The 4,810-nt window shown below is 65.3% G+C and carries 4 protein-coding genes; all 4 read right to left on the bottom strand.

Annotation, left to right across the window (positions count from 1 at the left end; all coding sequences use genetic code 11):
* Positions 1-23 precede the first annotated feature (23 nt).
* Positions 24-938, bottom strand: a complete 915-nt coding sequence (locus tag AC3XYG_RS33725; RefSeq protein ID WP_489144261.1) for an ABC transporter permease subunit — start codon at positions 936-938, stop codon at positions 24-26.
* A 10-nt stretch (positions 939-948) separates the two neighbouring features.
* Complete coding sequence (gene oppB / locus AC3XYG_RS33720) at positions 949-1,869, bottom strand: oligopeptide ABC transporter permease OppB (protein WP_489144260.1); 921 nt, start codon at positions 1,867-1,869, stop codon at positions 949-951.
* A gap of 110 nt (positions 1,870-1,979) precedes the next feature.
* A complete protein-coding gene (locus AC3XYG_RS33715; protein ID WP_489144259.1) occupies positions 1,980-3,578 on the bottom strand; it encodes a peptide ABC transporter substrate-binding protein in 1,599 nt (532 codons plus the stop codon).
* Between the two features lie 255 nt (positions 3,579-3,833).
* Positions 3,834-4,810: COX15/CtaA family protein (locus AC3XYG_RS33710; protein ID WP_489144258.1), on the bottom strand; the 977-nt coding region annotated here is incomplete at its 5' end.

The following is a 4,810-nucleotide window of genomic DNA, read 5'->3' as shown; positions in this document are numbered from 1 at the left end:
ATGGTTTCAGATGGCCTCGGGGCTCAGCGATCGCGTGGGTCGAGGGCGTCGCGCAGCCCGTCGCCGATGAAGTTGAGGCAGAACAGGGTGACGGCCAGGAACACGGCCGGGAACACCAGCATCCACCAGGCGATGGTCATGCTGCGGGCGCCTTCGGAGATCAGCACGCCCCAGCTGGTCATCGGCTCCTGCACGCCGAGGCCGAGGAAGGACAGGAAGCTTTCCAGCAGGATCACCTGCGGCACGGTCAGGGTCATGTAGACGATGACTGGGCCGAGCGTGTTGGGGATGACGTGCTTGCGGATGATGCCCCAGTTCGACACGCCGCAGGCATGCGCCGCCTCGATGTATTCCTTGCGCTTGATCGACAGGGTCTGGCCGCGGACGATGCGCGCCATGTCCAGCCAGTTGACCGCGCCGATGGCGACGAAGATCAGCAGGATGTTCCGGCCGAAGAACACCATCAGCAGGATCACGAAGAACATGAAGGGCAGGGAATACAGCACGTCGACCAGCCGCATCATCATGCTGTCGACCCGGCCGCCCAGGAAGCCGGAGGTGGCGCCGTAGGTCACGCCGATGATCAGGCTGACCAGGGTGCCGACGACGCCGACCATCAGCGAGATCTGGCCGCCATAGAGGGTGCGGACCAGCAGGTCGCGGCCGTTGGCCTCGGTGCCGAAATAATGCGCGCCCGGGGTGTCGGGCAATGCCTGGAAGGTCGGCGCCGTGGTGAAGGAGGTGTAGTCGACGTCGTCCAGCCCCCAGGGCAGCAGATGCGGCCCGAGCACGCAGGCGATCGCGATCACGATCAGCACCGCGAGGCTGATGATGGCGGCCTTGTTGGTGCGCAGGCGCCGCCAGGCGTCCTGCCACAGGCTGCGGCCCTTGATTGGCGTGGTGGCCGGGGGAAGGGTTCCGATGGTGGCGTCGGTCACGGCCGTGTCCTCAATCGTAGCGCACGCGCGGGTCGAGTGCGCCGTACAGCAGATCGACCAGCAGGTTGAACAGGATGATCAGGACGGCGAAGAAGATCACCGTCCCCATCACCAGCGTGTAGTCGCGGTTCAGCGCGCCCTGGATGAAGTAGCGGCCGATGCCGGGGATGCCGAAGATCTGCTCGATCACGATCGAGCCGGTGATGATGCCGGCCGTGGCGGGACCGAGATAGGAGACCACGGGCAGCAGCCCGGCCTTCAGCGTGTGCCGCATGATGGTGATCCGCTCCGGCAGGCCCTTGGCCCGGGCGGTGCGGACGAAGTTCGACCGCAGCACCTCGATCATGCTGGCCCGGGTCAGCCGGGCGATATAGGCGGTCGGCGGCAGCGCCAGCGCCACGATCGGCAGGATGAAGGAGGTCCAGCCGGCGGTGATGCCGCCCGCGGGCAGGATCCGCCAGGTCACGGCGAGCAGCAGGACCAGCAGCGGGGCGACGACGAAATTCGGTATGGTGATGCCGATCATGGCGATCGCCATGGTGCCGTAATCACCGGGCGTGTTCTGCTTCAGGGCCGCGATGGTGCCGAACAGGATGCCGAAGAAGCTGGCGATCACCACCGCGATCAGGCCGATCTGCAGCGAATACGGGAAGCCCTGGCGCAGCAGCTCGTTCACCGAGTAGTCGCGCATCCGGAACGACGGGCCGAAATCGCCCTGCAGGACATTGCCCATGTAGCGGCCGAACTGCATGTAGAGCGGCTCGTCCAGATGGTACGCCTTTTCCAGGTTGCGCTTGATCTCGATCGGCAGCGGCTTGTCGCTGGCGAAGGGGCCGCCCGGCGCCAGGCGGATCATGAAGAACGCGATCGCGATGATCGCCAGGATGGTCGGGATCGCGCCCAGGATGCGGCGCACGGCATAGCTCAGCATGGCATCAGATCCTCGCCCGGCGGGGGATGTCGGACGTATCCCGGGGGCCGAAAAGGTCGATGCCCGCCCTCCGGCGGGTCCGGTGGGCGGGCATCGTCACAGACTCATCCTCAGCGCTGGACGGACAGCCAGCGCGCCAGGTGGTAATCCGACACGTTGTCGACCCAGCCCTTCAGGGCGGGGGAGACGGCGTGGTGGGTGGTGTAGAAGTACAGCGGCAGCACCGGCAGGTCGGCGATCATCACCTTTTCCGCCTGCTGCATCAGCTCACCGCGCTTCGTCGCATCGGTGGCCTTGGCGGCCTGCGTCATCAGGTCGTCGAACTTCGGATTGGAGTAGCCCGAGGTGCTCTGCTCGCCGACATCGCCGAGTTCGAGCTGCAGGAAGCCATAGGCGTCGTTGTAGTCGCCGATCCAGCCATGGCGCGCGATGTCAGGGAATTCCTTCTTGTCGCGGGTGTCCTGGAAGGTGCCCCACTCCTGGTTCACCAGGCTGACGTCGATGCCCAGCTTCTGCTTCCACATGGCGGCGATGAACACGGCCACCTTCTTGTGGTTCTCGCTGGTGTTGTAGGTCAGTTCCAGCTTCAGCGGCTTGTCCGGGCCGTAGCCGGCCTTGGCGTAAAGCTCCTTGGCCTTGGCGTCGCGCTCGGCCTGGGTCAGCTTGGAGACATCCGCATCCCAGCCCGGGAAGTTGAGTGTGCCCTTCGGCACGAAGGTGTAGGCCGGGATCTGGTCGCCCTGGGTGACATTCTTGATCAGCGAGTCACGGTCGACCGCGAGCGACAGGGCCTCGCGCAGCTCCGGGCTGCTCTTCCACGGCTCATGCGTCAGGTTGTAGGCGTAGAAGTAGACACCGAGATAAGGGGCGATGTGGATCTGGTCCGGCATCTCCTTCTTCAGGCTCGGGATCTGCTGGCTCGGCAGCTCATAGGTCATGTCGAGCTCGCCGGCTTTGAAGCGCTGCAGCTCGGCGTCGATGTCCTCGGTGGGGTAGACCATCACCGTGTCGATCTTGACGTTGTCCGCATCATGGAAGTGCGGGTTCTTCGTCAGCTTGATGTAGCCCTGCGGCACGGCCTCGGTCAGCTGGTAGGCGCCGTTCGAGACCAGGTTGCCGGCCTTGATGAAATCGTCGCCGAACTTGTCGTAGTTGGCCTTGCTGATGGCATAGGTCGACTGATGCACCAGGGACGACAGGAAGTAGGGCGTCGGGGCAACCAGCTTCACTTCCAGCGTGTGGTCGTCGACCGCCTTCACGCCGACCTGGTCCAGCGAGCCCTTGCCGAGCCGGGCATCCTTGGCGCCGACGACCTGGTCCAGGAAGTAGGCGTAGTCGGCAGCGGTCTTCGGGTCGATCAGGCGATGCCAGGAGAACACGAAGTCGGCGGCGGTCACCGGGGTGCCGTCCGACCACTGCTCATTCTGGCGCAGCTTGAAGGTGTAGGTCAGGCCATCGTCCGAAATCGTCCAGCTTTCGGCCGCGCCCGGCGACGGCTCGCCCTTGGCGTCTGGCGTCAGCAGGCCTTCGAACAGATCCATGGCGATGTTCGATTCCGGCACGCCTGACAGTTTGTGCGGGTCGAGCGTCAGTGGCTCGGCGCCGTTGCCCTTGTTGAATACAGTCTCGGCCATCGCGGCACTCGAGACGCCACCCATCAGGGCAGCGGCGAGCAGCCCGCGCGCCAGGATCTTGGTGAAGCTGTGCATGTGTTCGCCCCTACTGTTTCCGGTATTCATCCCGGTCACTGGTTTGTTTGCATCAAACACGTCGCATTCAGACGCGCATTTCCGTCCGTCTCCCACCAGCGAGGAGTGATGGCGGACGGTATCGTCTCGACCGCTCTTCGGCAATCGAATTCGCGGGTCTGCTATGATTCCGGAGCGGGTTTCACGCCTTGCAAAAGTCGCAAAAAGGAAAGTGTCGAATCAGGCCTTCAGTTGTTCTTTAAGTTCTTCTTGGGCTCACTTGGGGCGTGATTCCGAAACCGGCCGGGTGACAAATCGTAGCGCGAGCAGCAGCGCCAGCAGGATGAGCGCCCCGGCCTGATGCATCGCCCCCAGCCCGACCGGCACCTGGGTCAGCAGTGTGGAGATGCCCAGGCCGACCTGGACCAGCACCATCAGGCCGACCAGATGGCCCCAGCCGACCGCCGGCGTGCGGCTGCAGCGGATGGCCAGGGACAGCACGACCAGGGCGGTGCTGATCGCCAGCCAGCGATGGGTGAACTGCACCAGGGCGGTGTTGTCGAACAGGTTCAGCCAGCCGGGGATGATGCTGAACGCCTCGGGCGGCAGGAAGCGGCCGTCCATCAGCGGGAAGGTGTTGTAGACCTCCCCGGCGCGCAGCCCGGCGACGAAGGCGCCCCAGCACATGGTGACGGCGACAAAGCCGATGGCGATGGCGGCGTGGCGGCGCAGCGACGCCGCCTTCGGGAAGCTGCCCAGCCGCGGCAGCACCAGCCCGTAGGCGGCCCACAGGATCAGGGCGTACAGCAGCACGGCGAGGCCGAGATGCGCGGCCAGCAGGTAGTGGCTGACCGAAGGCCGCTCGTTCAGCCCGCTCTGCACCATGACCCAGCCCAGCACGCCCTGCAGCCCGCCGACCACCAGCAGGCCGAACAGGCGCAGGCCCAGGCTCCAGCCCAGCGCCCGGCGATAAGCGAACCAGGCCAGGCCGGCGGCGAAGACCAGGCCGCTCAGCCGGTCCCAGGCCCGATGCAGCCATTCCCAGAAGAAGATCGCTTTGAAGGCGTCCAGCGACATGCCGGTGTTCATGTAGTGGTATTGCGGCGTTGCCTTGTAGGCGGTGAAGGCGTCGGCCCAGGCCTGGTCGGACAGCGGCGGCACCATGCCGGTGATCGGCGCCCATTCGACGATCGACAGGCCGATTTCGGTCAGCCGGGTGATGGCGCCGATCACCGCCGCGGCGAACACCATCG

The organism is Inquilinus sp. (genome assembly GCF_057815775.1).
The sequence above is the reverse complement of the archived record's forward strand: the minus strand, read 5'-3'. Positions and strand labels throughout refer to the sequence as shown.

Coding starts and splice junctions, on each gene's coding strand:
- oppB (WP_489144260.1), bottom strand. CDS start 1,869: ATGCTGAGCTATGCCGTGCGCCGCATCCTGGGCGCGATCCCGACCATC.
- AC3XYG_RS33715 (WP_489144259.1), bottom strand. CDS start 3,578: ATGCACAGCTTCACCAAGATCCTGGCGCGCGGGCTGCTCGCCGCTGCC.